The organism is Leeuwenhoekiella marinoflava DSM 3653 (assembly GCF_900129005.1).
Taxonomy (GTDB): Bacteria; Bacteroidota; Bacteroidia; order Flavobacteriales; family Flavobacteriaceae; genus Leeuwenhoekiella; species Leeuwenhoekiella marinoflava.
In genome coordinates this window covers 151897-170383 of record NZ_FQUN01000009.1, presented here as the reverse complement: position 1 = coordinate 170383, position 18487 = coordinate 151897, and the positions used below count along the sequence as shown (strand labels likewise).

Genomic DNA, 18487 nt, shown 5'->3' with positions numbered 1-18487 from the left:
CTTTCTTTTAATGTCTTATGGCCTTGTCTCAATTTGATTTACTGCGCGTATTTAATAACCAGACTATCCGGAACTAAAGGCCTTCCCTCAGCGATTTGTTCATTTCTTCTTTTAAAGTCTGCAAACGCAGTGAGTAACTCTTCCTTTTTGGTTTCATCTGTAATAGGCTCTTCGTATAGATTAGGATAGAGTTGAAAGAGTTGATTTCCATTCAAATGATAGGTTTCTGATACAAAATCAACCAGATCCGTTTTGGTCTGCATCAACGGGATTTGATGTATATTTCTAAAGGTAGAAACAGTATCCAGACCTTTACTCAAAAAGCTAGTCTGTCTTGGTAAAGGTATTCCATAAGAATTACTGAGGTAGCGCAAAACACTAGGCGCAACATCAAAATGAGAAGAAATAGCACTAATTTCTTTTGTCTTTTGGAGCATTGGTGAGTAGACAATCAATGGCACGTGATAGCGGTCTATTTTTGTACTCAACGGTATTTCGGGAATACGGTGATCTCCGGTTATAAAGAAAATGGTGTTTCCAAAATCAGCCCGTTTGCTATACTTTTTAAACAAGTTTTTTAACGATTCATCAGCATAAAGAACTGTTGCGAACTCATCTGCAAAATTCTGACGCTGTTTCAGTTCTTGAGCATTTAGCCTTAAGGTAGTTAAGTGACTTTCAAATAATTCGTTGTATTTAGCTTGGTCTTTTAGTTTAAAAGGACTGTGAGTCGTTACGGTTAATAAGACATCCAATCGAGGTGCTGCTAAAGTATCATCTGTGCTTTTGTTAAGATAATAATCATACAAATCAGCATCGGCATAACCCCAGGAGAACCCACCAAATTCCGGGAGTTTACTATAACTATTAGGAAAGCTTTTTTCGTCAAGAATGTTTGTGGTTTTATTTAGTTTTAAATAACCACTCATATTATCAAAAGATGCATCGCCACCATAATAAAATGAATTGCTATAGCCGTTTTTTTGAAGAATATTCAACAAGGATAATTGCTTCGGCATCTTTTCCTGAAGTGCCAAAAATCCATTTTGAGCAAAAGGTTCAGAACCTAATAAAGAAGGTAAAACTGCAAACGTACGCCCTCCATTACTCAAAAAGTTTTTGAAATACAGACTTTGTTTAGAAAGGCTATCTAAGAAGGGTGTAAAATTCCCCAGATAGGCTTCGTCGTTTGTAAATGCACGCCCGAGACCTTCAACAACTATAAAAACAAGGTTTGGTTTTTTTGATCGCTGTTTAAAAAACGGACTCAAGACGTCGTTGGTTTCGGCCTCGTGTAAAAAAGGATATTGTGGATATTGATACTCAAATTTACCCTGCTGGGCGACGCGACGTTCTAATTGGTTCAAGTAGTTATCTGCGTAAATATCCGGTTTATAGGTAGTTTGCGTCACATAGTCGATAGCTGCATTGTAAAAATGCTGTGATTTATTGACGATAAGGTTATTTGCAAAATCCTGATCGTATTTGGGTTTGAGATCAGATATGCCTCCTAAAAGAAAAAACGGAAGTCCAATCGAAATTAAAACCGCCGAAAAGACAAAATTCAGTTTCAGCTTTGGTTTTAAAAAGAGTAGACCTGCAATAATAAGAGCAATAAAGACGATAAAAAAGATTATCGTTCCAAGCGCTAAAACTCCAGATGCCCCCACAGTCTGTGTGATGTCATTTATAGAATACCCAAAAAGGTCAGACCCTAAAAGAACTAATGAGGTTTTATGATAATAGATAAATTGGAGGTTAAAACTAAAAAAGAGAACAAAAAGCACATTGAATATGATTTTTGCAGCTTTTAAATTTATAAGACTCAAAGCGACAAAGAGCAGGGAAGCCGGTAGTAAAAGGTATAGCCAGAAAAGGATATCTATAATAAAGCCTTTAGACAATAATTCAATAAAACCGAAAGGTAAACTTTGAGCGAATTGAAATAGAATAAGCTCAATAATTCTGCAAAAGAAAATTCCAATAAGTAAGAGTAACCCATATCCAGAAAACTCAACTACACTTTGTTTTAGTTTTAAAATCAAGTCAGAACTTTTTGTAACCGTCGTATTGTTATCTGGGGGCATAACGCTAAAATTTTTCTATTATGGATAGACTCATAAATAAGTTAGTCAATTTATGAAGTAAAAAGCATTTTATAGCCATAGAATTAACTCTAAGATGTGTATTTGTACTAAATAATTGTTTTACGCTGTAAGAAGTGAAAATGTATTCTGCCCTAATTATTCTGTTTTCAGATTCTTAATTGTATTGTTTATGGAAAAGCGTATGTTCGTTATAGAAGACAACAGGCAGGTTGCTGAAGCTGTAGATTTATCGTCTAAGTAAAGAAGAATACACGCTTGTTGTCTGCTTTGATGGCACTGCAGCACTAAATAAATTGAAAACTGAACATTTTGATTGGGTTTTAACCAATTCGATTTTGCCCTACGTTTCCGGTATGAATATTATTAACATATTTTTTTAATGGGCGTTTCAAGCTTTATATCAAAACCCTTTAGTCCGTTGCGATTAACTACGCGCGTCAAAAAAGGACTCCTATCTGCCTAACCTAAATTTTAATACTAGTATTCAATACCAGATTTTGACTATCTTTGCATAGAATGAAAAAGTATTCTCAACAATTAATAGCAGTTTTGATGGCTTTTGTGGTTCTTTTTACCACAATGTCATTCACAATCAATGTGCACTATTGTGGAGATACGCTTGTAGCTTATTCTTTGGTAAAGGAAGCTAAATCTTGTGGGATGGAGGTTTTACAGAAATCAAGTTCTTGCGAGACACAATTGGTTCAAAAATCCTGTTGTCAAAATAAGCAAGTAACCGCTTCTGGTCACGATGATCTTAAACCGACTTTTCATAATTTAGAATTTGAAAAACAGGTATTTATTACTTCTTTTTTCTTCAGTTATAGTGCGCTTTTTGAGCCCAAAACTGTTGAAAACACTTCTTTTGAGGACTATGATCCTCCGCTGATTATAAAGGATATACAGACCCTGGATCAGGTTTTTTTAATTTGATATCGTATTGAATGTAAAGCATTGAGTTGCTTTATGATTTTTTCCCGCAGTAGCGGAAGACTCTCTTGTATTTCAGTTTTATGCTGAAAGATCAAAGTATATAATTCAATACCTTTTTTCCTATGCTTAATAAGAGCATTAAATTTTTTATCGAAAACAAGCTAATAGCTTTTCTCTTACTGGCTTTATTTGTGGTCTGGGGGATTGCTACAGCTCCTTTTAATTGGGATACAGGTTTTATTCCGCGAGATCCTGTTGCGGTTGATGCGATACCAGATATTGGTGAAAATCAGCAAATCGTTTTTACAAAGTGGGAGGGGCGCTCCCCTCAGGATATAGAAGATCAGATCAGTTATCCGCTTACTTCTGCATTACTGGGTATTCCCGGAGTTAAAACGATACGGAGCTCCTCTATGTTTGGCTTTTCAAGCATCTATATCATTTTTGAAGAGGATATAGAATTCTACTGGAGCCGCAGTCGTATTCTCGAAAAATTAAATTCACTTCCCGCTAATCTGCTCCCGGAAGGTGTGAACCCAACTTTAGGTCCAGACGCTACCGGTCTCGGTCAGATTTATTGGTACACACTAGAAGGTAGAGATCATGAGGGTAATGTAACCGGCGGCTGGGATCTGCAAGAGTTGCGCAGCGTTCAGGATTATTATGTGAAGTATGGTTTGGCTGCTGCTGGCGGTGTTTCTGAAGTTGCTTCAATAGGCGGTTATGTGCAGGAATATCAGATTGATGTAAATCCGGAGCTGTCCCGTCAATATAACATAGGACTTGATGCGCTGGTAAAAGCAGTTAAAGAAAGCAATCAGGATATTGGCGCTCAGACTTTAGAAATCAATAAAGCTGAATATCTCGTTCGTGGTTTGGGATATGTAAAGTCCATTTCAGACATTGAGAATGCGGTGGTGACTTCAGATGATTATACGTCAATTCGGGTTAAGGATATAGCAAATGTGACACTGGGACCTGCACCGCGACGCGGTATTTTAGATAAAGAAGGTGCTGAGGTTGTAGGCGGAGTAGTGGTTGCGCGATATGGAGCAAACCCGATGGAAGTCATCAACAATGTAAAGGAAAAGATAAAGGAAATCAGTGGCGGTCTGCCCGTTAAAACTTTAGCAGACGGAACAAAATCTCAGTTGACTATAGTTCCATTTTACGACCGCACACAGTTGATTGAAGAAACTTTGGGTACGCTTAACGAAGCCCTCACGATGGAAATTCTCATCACCATTCTCGTGATTATTGTGATGGTTTTTAATCTTAGGGCTTCGGTATTAATTTCTGGTTTATTACCTGTTGCGGTACTTATGGTTTTTATCGCGATGAAATTGTTTGCTGTAGATGCCAATATTGTAGCACTTTCGGGGATTGCAATTGCGATTGGGACGATGGTTGATGTGGGCGTTATTCTCACAGAAAATATGATTCGGCATTTTGATGAGGCTAAAGAAGAGCATAAAAATATACCTTTAAACATGTTGGTTTATAACGCCACGGCAGAAGTTTCCGGAGCCATTTTAACGGCTGTTCTTACGACAATTATAAGTTTTATTCCGGTATTTACCTTGATGGGTGCAGAAGGTAAATTATTCCGTCCGTTAGCATTTACAAAGACGGCGGCCTTGGCAGCCTCATTGCTTATCGCGTTGTTTTTGATTCCGCCTTTTGCAGCACTTATTTTCCGTAAAAAGACGTTTAAAGAATCGGTTATTCGTGTTTTTCAAATTCTTATGATCCTGTTAGGAATTCTTGCACTTGTATACGGATTTTGGTTGGGCTTGATTTTGATAGGTTTTGGCGTTCTTTATTTTTTACGCAAAGCGGAGAAATTACCTGTTAAAGGTTTTCCACAAGCGGAAGGAATTTTGATACTAATAGGTATCGTTTTCCTGCTAGCGAATTATTGGCGACCGCTAGGCTTCAACCGAAGCATTCTTGTAAACTTAATTTTTGTTGCATTTTTATGTGCTGTATTTTTTGGAGCGTTCTGGGTATTGCGTCATTTTTATGAGCGCATTTTACGCTGGGCGCTGGCAAATAGAATCCTGTTTTTAAGCATACCGACATTTCTTTTAATCTGTGGTGGAGTCATTCTTTTTAATACGGGTAAGGAGTTTATGCCTTCACTTAATGAAGGAACGTTTTTACTCATGCCTACATCGTTGCCACACGCGGGAGTTGAAGAAAACAAAAGAGTTTTACAGCAATTGGATATGGCTGTTGCAAGCATTCCTGAAGTGGAAACAGTGGTAGGCAAAGCCGGGCGAACAGAGTCAGCGTTGGACCCTGCACCGCTTTCTATGTATGAAAATATCGTTCAGTATAAATCAGAATTTATGCGGAATGCTTCCGGGAAACGGCAACGCTATAGCATTGATGAGCATGGGTATTTTTTATTGAAAGATGGCAGTAAAACACGAAATCCAAATTTAGAAGTTACCGAAAATTCTAAATCTGAAAATTCAATCCCTTTTCCTGTTTCCGCTGAAAAGTTAATTGAAGATTCAGACGGTGAATATTACAGAAACTGGCGTCCTTCTATTCAATCAGCAGACGATATCTGGAGCGAAATAGCACATGTTTCTAAACTCCCCGGCGTTACTTCTGCTCCGAAACTTCAGCCTATTGAGACACGCCTCGTGATGTTGCAAACCGGAATGCGCGCTCCTATGGGAATAAAAGTAAAAGGTTCAGATCTTAAACAAATTGAAGCATTCGGAATTCACCTGGAAAATATTTTAAAGCAAACGGAAGGTGTAAAAGAAGAAGCCGTTTTTGCAGATCGTATCGTAGGCAAACCCTATTTATTGATTGATATAAACCGGGAACGTTTGGTGCGGTACGGTATTTCTATACAAGATGTGCAGCAAGTGCTGGAGGTTGCCGTAGGCGGAATGCCCATTACACAAACCGTTGAGGGGCGTGAGCGTTATAATGTGCGGATTCGTTATCCGCGGGAATTGCGAGCAAATCCAGACGATATAAAGTCGATTTATGTACCTGTAGCAAATGCTAGTCCGGTACCGCTAGGGGAGTTGGTAGACATTCGTTATGAGCAGGGGCCGCAGGTTATCAAAAGTGAAGATACGTTTCTGGTGGGCTATGTGCTTTTTGATAAGCAAGATGGTTATGCAGAGGTTGATGTGGTAGAAAACGCTCAAGAATTGCTTCAGCAGAAAATAGAAAGTGGTGAATTGGTGGTTCCGCAGGGAATCAGTTATCAGTTTACCGGTACGTATGAAAATCAACTTCGGGCAGAAAAAACCTTGTCGGTGGTTGTTCCGCTGGCCTTGTTCATCATCTTTTTAATTTTATACTTTCAGTTCAGGTCGGTTACTACTTCATTGATGGTCTTTACGGGAATTTCGGTTGCTTTTGCAGGCGGATTTATTATGCTTTGGTTATACGGTCAGGACTGGTTTTTAAACTTTAGCTTTTTTGGCGAGAATGTGCGTGATCTGTTTAATATGAAAACGGTAAATCTAAGTGTAGCCGTTTGGGTAGGTTTTATCGCGCTCTTTGGGATTGCGACAGATGATGGTGTGGTTATGGCAACTTATTTGACGCAGCGCTTTAACCGAGAATCTCCCGAAAATAAAAATACAATTAGAAAAGCAACACTCCTTGCAGCTAGTAAACGCATTCGCCCTTGCCTGATGACAACGGTAACCACAGTACTCGCCTTGTTACCCGTGCTGACCTCGACTGGAAGAGGTAGTGATATTATGATCCCGATGGCAATCCCTGTTTTTGGAGGAATGCTCATAGATGTTACGTCCTATTTTATTGTGCCGGTTTTATACAGTTGGAAAAAGGAGATGGAGTTGAGTAAAAAGTTAAAAATTAACGGTTAAATGTAGTAAGCAGTGTACAGTAGCAGTAAGCAGGCTAAAAGTAAAAGTTATGTTCAGTTTGAGTGCAGTTGAGAACCCGTTTGTTGGGTTAATTGAAAATAAGCACAGACTATAAGTTTAGGATAGGATACATGAAAATTAATAAAATACATACGAGTTTATATTGGATGTTGAGTTTTGGCTTTCTCTTGTTTTTTCAGCAAAGTATGGCACAAGATCTAAACGCTTATATCGAGCAGGCGACTGCAAACAATGCAGATCTCAGGGCCTATGAATTGCGTCATCATATAGCTCAGGAAAAGGTTAACGAATCGAACACCATACCCGATACTGATTTTGGCGTGGGCTATTTTGTGAGTACACCAGAAACACGCGTGGGTGCTCAGCGTGCACGATTTTCGGTGAAGCAAATGTTGCCCTGGTTTGGTACTATCTCTGCGCGTTCTGATTATCAAAAAGCTGTTGCCGATGCAAGTTATATAGATTATGTGATTGCCAAGCGGAAACTGGGTCTTGTAGTGGCTCAGAATTATTACAGCCTTTATGCAAAGAATGCTCAAATACAAGTTTTGGAGCAAAATATTCAATTGCTTGAAACTTATGAAGAGTTGGCTCTAAATGCAGTGTCAATAGCCAAAGCTTCTGCAGTAGATGTGTTGAAACTTCAAATCAGGCAGAATGATTTAAAAGCCCGACAAGCTGTTTTAACAGAAGAACTTGCAGCGGCAAAAATTCAGTTTAATGCCGTTTTAAATACTGACGATGATACAGCGGTTTTTATTGCAGATAGTTTAGTGATTCCATTAAATGATATTGAAGTTGATTGGAGTAAACTTGCTCAAAATCCGGAGTTGCTCAAGTATGACAAACTCTACGAGAGCATCACGCAAGCAGAAGCGCTCAATCAGCGAGAAGCCTCTCCAAAACTGGGAATTGGTCTTGATTACCTTCCGGTTTCTGAACGAGCTGATATGAATATTGCAGATAATGGGAAAGATATCGTGATGCCTATGCTTTCGGTTTCGGTGCCTATATTCAACACCAAATACAAATCGGTGAGTAAGCAAAATACGCTTAAGCAAGAAGAGCTTCAGGCACAGCGCAGTCAGCGTTTGAATATGTTGAAAAGTCTTTTTGCGGAAGCGGTGAAAAACAGAAATACAGCTCGGATAAATTATGACACACAGCGTAGAAATTTGGAACAAGCAAAAGATGCGGAAGACATTCTGCTAAAAAGTTATGAGACCGGTACGATAGATTTTAACGATGTACTCGACATACAAGAAATGCAACTACAAATTCAATTAAATCAAATACAGGCTGTTCAAAATTATTATGGGCAGGCTGCTTTAATAAATTATCTAACAAAACTTTAAATTATGAAAAACACAGTAAAATTTATGAGTCTCGCTGTTTTAGCAGTTATGTTGAATGCTTGTGGAAACGACAAGAAAGCCGATACTAACCGTGTTGATGAAGAACTGGTAGAAGAGCTACCAATGGAAATGGATGAGCAACACGAGATGAAAGAAGCTGATTCAAGAACTGAAAATACAAAAACAGGTTTAAGTGACATGAAGATAGATAATGCAGCTTTAAGCTTTGAGAGTGATACCGCTAAAGCTGTCTGGGATGCTTATAATAGCGTCAAAAATGCTCTGGTAGCCAGCGATAGCGAAATTGCCAAGCAAGAAGCTGCAAATCTGGCGATGATCTTTAGTGAAGATAACGCAAAGCTAAAAGCAATGGCAGAAGGTATTACAACTGCAGAAGATCTTGAGGCACAACGCAAAGCTTTTTCACAGTTTTCTAATGCCATTACGAGTTATTTCAAAGTAAGTTTAAGTACCGGGACGCTTTATAGACAACATTGCCCAATGGCTTTTGATGGAAAAGGAGCTGATTGGCTTTCTAAAGAATCTGCTATTAAGAATCCATATTTTGGAGATAAAATGCTCAATTGTGGTTCTGTAACAGCGACGATAACTAATTAAAAATTATCCTATGAATATCTTTTTTAAACAATGGGGTGAGGCAGCCTATACAACTGCAGGATTTTTCTGGATGGCACTCTGGGCATTTGCCCTTGGGTACATTATAAGTAGTATGATCCAGGTTTTTGTCACCGAAAAGAAAATGCAAAAAACAATGGGCGGTAAAGAGTCTAAAGGGGTTCTGCTGGGAACGTTCTTTGGGTTCATTAGCAGTTCGTGCAGTTTTGCGGCTTTGGCCTCTACAAAATCTTTGTTTAAAAAAGGAGCAAGTTTTGTCTCTAGTATCGCTTTTTTACTGGCTTCCACAAATCTTGTGATCGAGTTGGGTATCATTATTTCAATTTTTCTAGGATGGCAATTTGTTGTGGGGGAATATGTAGGGGGAATTTTGCTAATTGGAATCAGCTGGATCTTGATCCGATTGATCAATCCAAAAAAACTCATCAAAAATGCCCGAAAGAATTTAGGCGAAAACGAAGAAGATGAGAGTGAAGGCGACAAGTCTTGGAAGCAGAAAATGAAGTCTGAAGAAAGTTGGGCTAAAGTTTCTAAACAATACGGGATGGAGTGGAAAATGGTCTGGAAAGATGTAACCGTAGGGTTTACCATCGCAGGAATAGTAGCCGCTTTTGTGCCCGATGCTTGGTTTCAAACTTTATTTATTGGTACCGGGAATGGGAATACAGATTTTACTTTTTTTGAAATTCTGGAACACATCATCGTGGGGCCGGTAGCAGCTTTTATCACCTTTATCGGTTCTATGGGTAATATTCCACTTGCGGCATTATTGTTTGGCAAGGGCGTAAGTTTTGCCGGTGTAATGGCGTTTATCTTTAGTGATCTGGTGGTGTTTCCAATTCTTAGAATTAATGCCAAGTACTACGGTTGGAAGATGTCTTTATTCATTCTTTTTCTGTTATTCACTGCATTGATAGGAGCTTCATTGATTCTGCATTACTCCTTTGATTTTATGACTATTTTGCCAGATTCCTCGCAAGTAACAGTGCAGGATTCCGACTATTTTAAAATCAATTATACCTTCTTTTTAAATTTAGTTTTCTTAGCTATTTCTGGTTATTTGATTTATTTGGGTTTTTTTAAACGGAAAGACATTATGCATATGAAAGAGATGGCGCCAAAAAGTAAAACGTTGGAAAACACGTTAAAATATGTTGCTTTTGTTTGCTATATCTGGTTAGCCGGCGGGTTGATAGTGAATTTTTTTGTCTAGGACAAGATTAATTAATGGTCTAAATATCAATACTAAAAATTAGTAAAATGACACATACTTATAGCGTAACAGGAATGACTTGCAACGGTTGCAGGACCGGAGTGGAGCAGAAGCTTAACGCGGTTGCCGGAGTGGAGCAAGCTGAAGTCAATCTGGAACGGGAAGAAGCTGTGATTACTATGAATAGTCATATCGCAACCGAAGCATTTCAGAAGGCCTTACCTGCTAAATATACCATAACTCAACAGCAGGAGTCGCATCCTTCGCAGCCACAAAACGTTTTCAGTAGTGCTGAACAAGAAAGATCGAAGTTAGCGCAACTCAAACCGCTTTTTCTAATTTTTGCATTTATAAGTGTTGCTGCGGTTTTATTGCATAAAGAGGATTGGAACTGGCGTGAGATGATGCTTGATTTTATGGGCCTTTTTTACATTGTATTTAGTTTTTTCAAGCTTTTAGATCTTAAAGGTTTTCCGCAAAGCTTCAGTATGTATGACCCGTTGGCTAAAGCATTACCGGTTTATGGCACAATTTATCCATTTATAGAATTGGCACTCGGTTTGTGTTTTTTAATGCGTTTTCAGCTAAGCGTGGCGCTGGTAATTACTCTGGTTATTTTAGGGATTACAACGCTGGGAGTAACCCGAGCCTTGCTGGATAAAAAAGCGATACCATGTGCGTGTCTGGGTACTGCTTTAAAATTGCCTATGACCGAAGCCACATTTATAGAAAATGCGATTATGATTGTAATGGCCATGCTGATGCTTTTAGTTTAAAGAATGAGAAAACTACGCATCCGTAAAAAAGTTAGAAAAACGCACCGATATCTGGGTTTGTTTATAGGTCTTCAATTTATAATGTGGACGGTGAGTGGCTTGTATTTCAGTTGGACAAATCTTGACGAGATCCATGGAGATCACCTTCGCAAATCAGTCAAGTCTATGGCTTTTGAGAATTTAGTAAGTCCGACAGCTTTAGATTCAACCTTAAAGATTGAAAGTATTGCGCTACGCGAAATCAATAACGAACCGTATTATTGGATTAATAAAAGCCAGTTGTACAATGCAAAAACGGGAGCTGCTAAGATGGGTGTTTCAAAACAAGAAGCACTTGATGTAGCAGCCAACAATATGATTGCAACATTGAAGGTTTCCGGAATAGAAAAAGTGGAAACTGTAGATACGCATCACGAGTATCGGGAGAAGTTGCTGCCGGCGTATGTGGTGAGTTATGAAGGGGAGGAGTCTGTGAAAGCCTATGTTTCGGTAACGGATGGGGCTTTTCAAACGGTAAGACACAGAGATTGGCGCTGGTTTGATTTTCTATGGATGATGCATACAATGGATTATGAAGGGCGTGATGATATTAATAACTGGTTGCTTAGGGTATTTTCAGTTTTAGGCTTATTTACTGTTTTAAGTGGATTTGCTTTGTGGTTTATCAGTTCGCCTACTTTGCGAAAAATAAAGAAAACGAGATAGTTTTTTTTGGTTCAATTAAAGGAAAAAATAATGAATAAAAGAATTGTTTATAGCGTAGTTGCTTGTTTTGTAGGGCTTGGTTTAGGATATTTAGTATTTAAACCTTCAGAAGAAAAAGTAGAAGATAGGGTTGAAACAGCACATAATCACGAGGAAGCAGAGCAGATGTGGACGTGCTCTATGCATCCGCAAATTATGCGTGAGGAACCTGGAGATTGCCCTATTTGTGGGATGGATTTAATTCCTGCTGAAGCCGAAACGAGTGGGTTGTCTGCAAACCAATTTAGAATGACCGATAACGCCTTGGCCTTAGCAGATATTCAAACCACTGTAATAGGTTCTGGTAATACTGAAGTTACAAATGGCTTGAATTTATCGGGTAAAATTGTTATCAATGCAGATGAGACAGCGACGCAGCCTGCACATTTTGACGGGCGTATAGAATCGTTGTCGGTTACTTCTGTAGGTCAGCAAATACGTATGGGACAAAAAGTAGCTACCGTTTATTCCCCTGCATTAATAGCTGCACAGCAAGAATTGATAACTGCTTCAAAATTAAAAGAATCTCAACCCAAGTTGTATGAGGCCGTGCGTAATAAATTTAAAAACTGGAAAATACATTCCTCTATTTTAGATCAGGTAGAGCAAAGTGGTGAACCGGTTACGCGTTTTCCTATTTACTCGCAGGTTTCAGGTATTGTTTCTGAAATTGAAGTAAACGAAGGAGCTCATGTTATGGATGGGAAACCTATTTTTAAGGTGAATAATTTAAATACTGTCTGGGCAGAATTTGATGCTTATGAAAATCAAATAAGCCGTCTGCAAAACGGGCAACAATTAGCCATTGCAGTGAATGCGTATCCTGATAAGACTTTCAAAGGAAGCATTTCGTTTATAGATCCTATTTTAAATAGTGAGACGCGTACGGTAATTGTACGGGCAACTTTAGTCAATAAAGAAGATTTATTAAAACCGGGGATGTTTGTAGAAGCTTCGCTTACAGGTGCTCAACAAAATTTTTCAGGCGAACTTACCATTCCTGCTTCAGCAGTGATGTGGACAGGTGAGCGCTCGCTGGTGTATGTAAAACCCAATCCGACTCAGCCTGTTTTTGAAATGCGAGAAGTTGATCTTGGGCTAAAACAAGGAGCGTTTTATCAGATCAAAAGTGGACTGTCACTTGGTGAAGAGCTTGTTACAAATGGAACATTTACGGTAGATGCTGCAGCACAATTGCGCGGTAAAAAATCGATGATGAATACTGCCAGCAATAACATAAATACTGCCGAAGCTGCAGATATGAAATTACCGATTGCATTTCAGAATACTATTAAAGCTGAAATGAAACAGTATTTGAAACTCAAAGATGCTTTTGTAGATTCAGATACGATGCAAGTTTCAAGAGCAGCAGAGGAGCTGTTGGACGGACTTTCAGGTTTAGATGCTTCGATACTTGAAACTATGGAGCGTTCTCACTTTTCAAAAATAAAACAGAGACTTCAGGCTATAATAGCAGCAGAAACTCTTATTCAAAAGCGTGAGGAGTTTGTTGTGCTTAATGAAAATATGGTTGCTTTAGTAAGTGCAATACAAAGTTTAAACCCAACTTTATATGTGCAGCGTTGCCCAATGGCTAACGATTCTAAAGGAGCAGTTTGGTTAAGCGAATTTCAAGAAATTGAAAATCCGTATTATGGGGAAGCAATGGCGACATGCGGGAGTGTGATCAACACATTTTCAGCTGAATAAGTTTTTTATTATAGCATTTTTAAGCTGCTTAAACATTTAAAAAATAGAATGTTATCTATTTGCTTTTACTGTTGAATTTAGTATTCAGTTAAAGAGATTTACTATTTTTTCAGAATAAGATTGTATTTTACCCATTTTCCCAAAGAAATTAGTTTAATTAAGAATAACAAATCGCTTAGCTGAAGTTAAACAGTAGTATATATGAGTTCAAAAATATATAGTGTAATCACCGGTACCGGAATTTATTTGCCAAAAAGAAAGGTGAAAAATGAAGCGTTCTTAGATTTTAAATTCTTTGAAGCTAATGGAAAGCCAGTTGAGCGTTCTAATGAATATATCGTAGATAAATTTCAGGAAATTACGACTATAAATGAACGTCGTTATGTTGCGGATGACCTTGTAGCTTCAGACATAGGTTTTTTTGCAGCAGAGAAAGCAATTGAAGATGCTGCTATAGATCCTGAGACTTTAGATTATATCATTGTCGCGCATAATTTTGGTGATGTGAAATTCGGTTCTAACCGTAGTGATATGGTACCAGCATTAGCTGCAAGAGTAAAGCATAAACTCAAGATTAAGAATCCTGAGTGTGTTGCCTATGATGTTCCCTTTGGTTGTCCCGGCTGGTTGCAAGGTATGATTCAGGCAGATTATTTTATAAAGTCTGGAGATGCTAAAAAGATAATGGTAATTGGTACCGAAACAATCTCGCGGGTAATAGATCTTCACGATAGAGATAGTATGATTTATGCTGATGGAGCTGGAGCGACAATTTTAGAAGGAAAAGAAAGTACTTCGCCTATAGGTATGCTTACACACAAGACTCGTTCAGATACGTATCGTTATGCAGAAATGCTGACGATGGGATGCTCTTATAATATTACTGAAGAGAACAAAAACGATCTTTATTTAAAGATGAATGGTCGCAGGTTGTATCAATATGCGTTAGAAACGGTTCCGTTGTCAATAAAGGCTTGTTTAGATAAAGCCGGTAAAGATATTACTCAAGTAAATAAAGTGCTTATACACCAAGCAAACGGTAAAATGGATGATGCAATTATTGAGCGTCTCTATAAACTATACGAGATTGATGAAGTTCCAGAAGGTGTAATGCCTATGATTATATCGTGGTTAGGTAATTCTTCAGTAGCTACTGTGCCCACACTTTTAGATTTGATTTTAAAAGGAGAAATTAAAGATCATCAAATCAATACAGGAGATCTTGTAGTTTTTGCTTCTGTAGGAGCAGGTATGAATATAAACGCCGCAGTTTATCAATTTTAATTCGTTGAATATCAGTTTTTTTTGAGGATTGTATATCTTAACTATCTTTAGTTATTACTGTTGATTATAATATTCTTAATTTTATCTTAATTATTAACACTTTCGTTTAGTGTTTTAATGAAAAAAGTTATTTTTGATTAGTTGTTTCAACCTATATTATTATTGATGATAATTTTAGTGGTTGGTAACCCTTCTAACCATTAAAAAAACTTTGTGACTACAAATACTTCTTTTAAAAAAGCTACCCATGTTATTGTAGGAATAGGAGCAAGTGCTGGAGGCTTGCAAGCCCTTAATAATTTTTTTGATAATGTACCTACAGCATCATTGTATAGTTACATTGTTGTTCAACATCTTTCACCAGATCACAAAAGTTTGATGGCAGAACTTCTAGCCAAAAACACTAAAATACCTATTGAGGTTATTAAAGACGGAGGAGCAATTAAAGCCAACTGTATTTATCTGATTCCTCCTACAAATAATCTGGTTATTGAAGAAGGGAAATTTAAGCTGCTCGAAAAGCCTAAGGATAAATCCTTAAATCTTCCTATTGATATGTTTTTTGAATCTTTAGCAAATCATGCTAAAGAGCATTGTGCCGGTATTATTCTTAGCGGTACAGGTAGTGACGGTTCTAGAGGTATACGTGCTATTAAAGAAAAAGGTGGCGTGGTGATGGTGCAGCAACCTGAGCAGGCAAAATTTGATGGAATGCCTCGCAACTCTATAAAAACCGGACTAGCTGATTTTATTGTGCCTGTAGAGCGCATAAGTGACGAGCTTTCAAATTATTTTGAAGCGCAGAGTAGTATTGGTTTTGATGCGGAGTTATTTCAATATGATGAAAAACTTCTAAGTGATATTTTGAAGGTTTTAAAAAACAATACAGCATTAGATTTTAGCTTGTATAAGAGACCTACACTGCTGCGAAGAATAGGTAGAAGAGTTAGAGTATTAAAACTAGACTCGCTCGAAGCCTATTACAAATACTTAAAAAATAACGCTGAGGAAGTGCAAACCCTCTACAAAGAGTTTTTGATAGGAGTTACCAAGTTTTTTAGAGATTTTAAAGTTTGGGAAATACTTGAAAATGATATTATTCCTGAGATTGTAAGTGAAAAAGAAAGTGGTGATATTATAAAAATTTGGGATGTAGGCTGTAGTACAGGAGAAGAACCCTATTCTTTAGGTATTTTATTTCTTGATGAAATCAAAAAGCAGAGCAAAGATATTTCACTTAAAATTTTTGCAACAGATATTTCTCAGGATCACCTTGATATAGCCAGTAAAGGGGCATATTCAGAAAATGTATTAAGTGATCTTTCTAATGAGCGAATCAATACGTATTTCAGGCAAAGCGGAGAAAAATTTATAGTAAAAGACAATATAAGAAAGTGTGTCATATTTTCTAATCACGACATTACCAATGACCCTCCATTTAAGAATATGGATATGGTTATGTGTCGTAATTTGCTAATATATCTTCAAAATGAAGTGCAATCAAAAGTCATTCACTTATTGCACTATGCTCTTATGCAAGATGGTATTTTAACGCTGGGATCTAGTGAGTCACTTGGTGTTCATAAAAACTCTTTTGAAGAGATCAATAGAAAATGGAACATCTATCGAAATATAGAAAGTTCAGAACGTTTAAAAACTGAAGTACTAAGTGCTACAGCAGAACGACAATCTTTAAAACGTAATACAATAGGAACAAAGAAAGGATCAGTGCAAAGTATAAGTAATACCAGTCGTTTAAAAGAAGAGATTAGTAAAGCGATTATGCAGCAGTATGGAGCTGCAAGTGTATATATAGATGAAAACTTTCAGATTTTAGAGGCTTTAGGAGCTTTTAAAAAATATGTTCAGTTTCCAGAAGAAGGTTTTACTACAAATCTTATAGATATGCTATCAGAAGAACTTTCTGAAGCGATAAAAAATACTGTAAATAAAGCACGACGTAGAAAGTCTCAAATACTTTATAAGGATGTTGAGGTTTTTGATGAAAATAATGATTTAAAAAAGCAGGTTGATGTTCTGGTTAAGCCTGTGAAGAACGGTAATTTAGAAGGTGATTTTCACTACATAATAACGCTCATCGAGGTTGATAAGAATGAGAATAAATCTGTAATCATAGAGCGTGCAGATATTCATAAATCTGCTCAGGAACGTATAAAAGATCTTGAAGATGAACTTAAAGAAACGCAATACGAACTGAGCAATGCTCTTGAAGAAGCAGAAACCAGTAATGAAGAATTGCAGGCTTCTAATGAAGAGTTATTAGCTTCAAACGAAGAATTGCAAAGTACCAATGAAGAATTACAAAGCGTAAACGAAGAGTTGCATACTGTAAATGCAGAGCATATTGAGAAGATGGAAGATCTTGCGATGCTTAATGCAGATATGGACAACCTTCTTGATAGTACGCGTATAGGTACTGTGTTTTTAGATAAGAATCTAATTATAAGAAAATTTACGCCAGCGATTAGAGAGCATTTTCACTTGGTGAAACAAGATATAGGGCGAAATATAGAAAACTTTGTCTCAAATTTTGGTATTCGTAAGCGAACTACAATTGTTGATAACTCTAAAAAAGTTATGAATAGCGGTCAGGTTTTTGAAAAACGAATTAAGAGCAAGTCGGGTCGTTATTTTTTACAGCGCATATCTCCATTTCATACCAGCCAAGACACTATTGAGGGGGTTGTTATCACCTTTATAGATATTCATAAAGTAGAACAATCTCAAGCGCGTTTGCGTAAAAGTGAAGAGAAATTTAAAGCTTTTTATGAAGATGACCCGGTAATGCACGTTACAATCAACTCGCATACTGGTTTGATTTCTGAATGTAATGGTCTGTTTGTAGCGACTCTTGGATTTGAATCTAAAACTGATGTGTTAGGTAAATCAATATTTGAATTTTATCCTAAACAGACTAAAGTTAAAGCAATTGCTTTACTTGATGAACTGGAAAAAACCGGAAGTATTTCTAATGAAGAATTAAAATTAGAATGCATTAATGGGGATCGGGTAGATGTTTTGTTTAATGCGGAGTTGATGCTTAATGCAGCAGGGGATACCAATCAATGGCGTTGTACTTTGATGGAAATCACAGATCTTAAGATTGCTCAACAAGAATTACAGAAACAAAAAGATGATCTGGAGCGTATAAATACAGATCTGGAACAGTTTGTTTCTATTTGCTCGCACGATTTACAAGAACCACTTTCTACCATTAGATTTAGTAGTGATTTTCTTTCTAAGAAATTTAGTGATGAAATGTCTGCTAAAGGAAAAGAATATCTGGGCTATATTCACGAAGCCTCGGGAAGGATGGCAGAGCAAATTAAGGCTTTGCTAGAGCATAGTAGAATTGGGGAAGATCTCAAGAAAACTAAGGTAGATGTGACTGAACTTATTGAGATTGTAAAGTATGATCTCAACAGAAGTATCAGAGAAGCAAATGCTACAGTGACTGTAGGTAAAATGCCTGAATTGATGGCTTATGAAACTGAATTGCGTTTGTTGTTTCAGAACTTGATAAGCAATGCCTTAAAGTATCGTAAGAAAGGTGTTCAGCCTAGTATACGAATTTCTTCATTTGGGGATGACGAGTATCAGACTTTTGCGATTGCAGATAACGGTATAGGTATTAAAGAAGATGATCTGGAAGCAATTTTTAAAATCTTTGGTCGTGTTCCTACAGAAGAAAAATATGAAGGTACCGGTGTAGGTCTGGCTCATTGTAAAAAGATTGTAAAATTACACGAAGGTACAATCTGGGTAGATTCACAATTTGGTCAGGGAAGTACATTCTATTTTAAAATTAAACGCTAGT

11 protein-coding genes are annotated in these 18487 nt (G+C 37.4%); 10 read left to right on the top strand and 1 reads right to left on the bottom strand.

Annotated elements, in window-relative coordinates; translation table 11 throughout:
• Positions 1 to 38: 38 nt before the first annotated feature.
• Complete coding sequence (locus BUB91_RS09365) at positions 39 to 2087, bottom strand: LTA synthase family protein (protein WP_073098976.1); 2049 nt, start codon at positions 2085 to 2087, stop codon at positions 39 to 41.
• Positions 2088 to 2624: 537 nt separating this feature from the next.
• Here BUB91_RS09365 and BUB91_RS09360 point away from each other — a divergent pair.
• From BUB91_RS09360 to BUB91_RS09315, 10 genes are all read left to right on the top strand, one after another.
• A complete protein-coding gene (locus tag BUB91_RS09360) occupies positions 2625 to 3041 on the top strand; it encodes an HYC_CC_PP family protein (protein WP_073098975.1) in 417 nt (138 codons plus the stop codon).
• A gap of 122 nt (positions 3042 to 3163) precedes the next feature.
• On the top strand, positions 3164 to 6910 hold the full coding sequence (locus BUB91_RS09355) for an efflux RND transporter permease subunit (protein WP_073098974.1): 3747 nt from the start codon (positions 3164 to 3166) through the stop codon (positions 6908 to 6910).
• 131 nt (positions 6911 to 7041) lie between these two features.
• Positions 7042 to 8286 carry a TolC family protein gene (locus BUB91_RS09350; protein ID WP_083557896.1) on the top strand — a complete coding sequence of 415 codons (1245 nt, stop codon included), beginning with the start codon at positions 7042 to 7044 and terminating at the stop codon, positions 8284 to 8286.
• A 3-nt stretch (positions 8287 to 8289) separates the two neighbouring features.
• Complete coding sequence (locus BUB91_RS09345; RefSeq protein ID WP_073098972.1) at positions 8290 to 8904, top strand: DUF3347 domain-containing protein; 615 nt, start codon at positions 8290 to 8292, stop codon at positions 8902 to 8904.
• A gap of 10 nt (positions 8905 to 8914) precedes the next feature.
• Positions 8915 to 10135: a permease gene (locus tag BUB91_RS09340; protein ID WP_073098971.1), complete on the top strand. Its 1221-nt coding sequence runs from the start codon at positions 8915 to 8917 to the stop codon at positions 10133 to 10135.
• 47 nt (positions 10136 to 10182) lie between these two features.
• Entirely contained in the window at positions 10183 to 10911 is a 729-nt protein-coding gene (locus BUB91_RS09335) for a heavy metal translocating P-type ATPase (protein ID WP_073098970.1), read from the top strand.
• A 3-nt stretch (positions 10912 to 10914) separates the two neighbouring features.
• Positions 10915 to 11616, top strand: coding sequence for a PepSY domain-containing protein (locus tag BUB91_RS09330; protein ID WP_073098969.1), 702 nt, complete (start codon positions 10915 to 10917; stop codon positions 11614 to 11616).
• Between the two features lie 30 nt (positions 11617 to 11646).
• Complete coding sequence (locus BUB91_RS09325; RefSeq protein ID WP_073098968.1) at positions 11647 to 13365, top strand: efflux RND transporter periplasmic adaptor subunit; 1719 nt, start codon at positions 11647 to 11649, stop codon at positions 13363 to 13365.
• A 201-nt stretch (positions 13366 to 13566) separates the two neighbouring features.
• Positions 13567 to 14649: a 3-oxoacyl-ACP synthase III family protein gene (locus BUB91_RS09320; protein ID WP_073098967.1), complete on the top strand. Its 1083-nt coding sequence runs from the start codon at positions 13567 to 13569 to the stop codon at positions 14647 to 14649.
• Positions 14650 to 14862: 213 nt separating this feature from the next.
• Positions 14863 to 18486, top strand: coding sequence for a chemotaxis protein CheB (locus tag BUB91_RS09315; RefSeq protein WP_073098966.1), 3624 nt, complete (start codon positions 14863 to 14865; stop codon positions 18484 to 18486).
• Position 18487 lies beyond the last annotated feature (1 nt).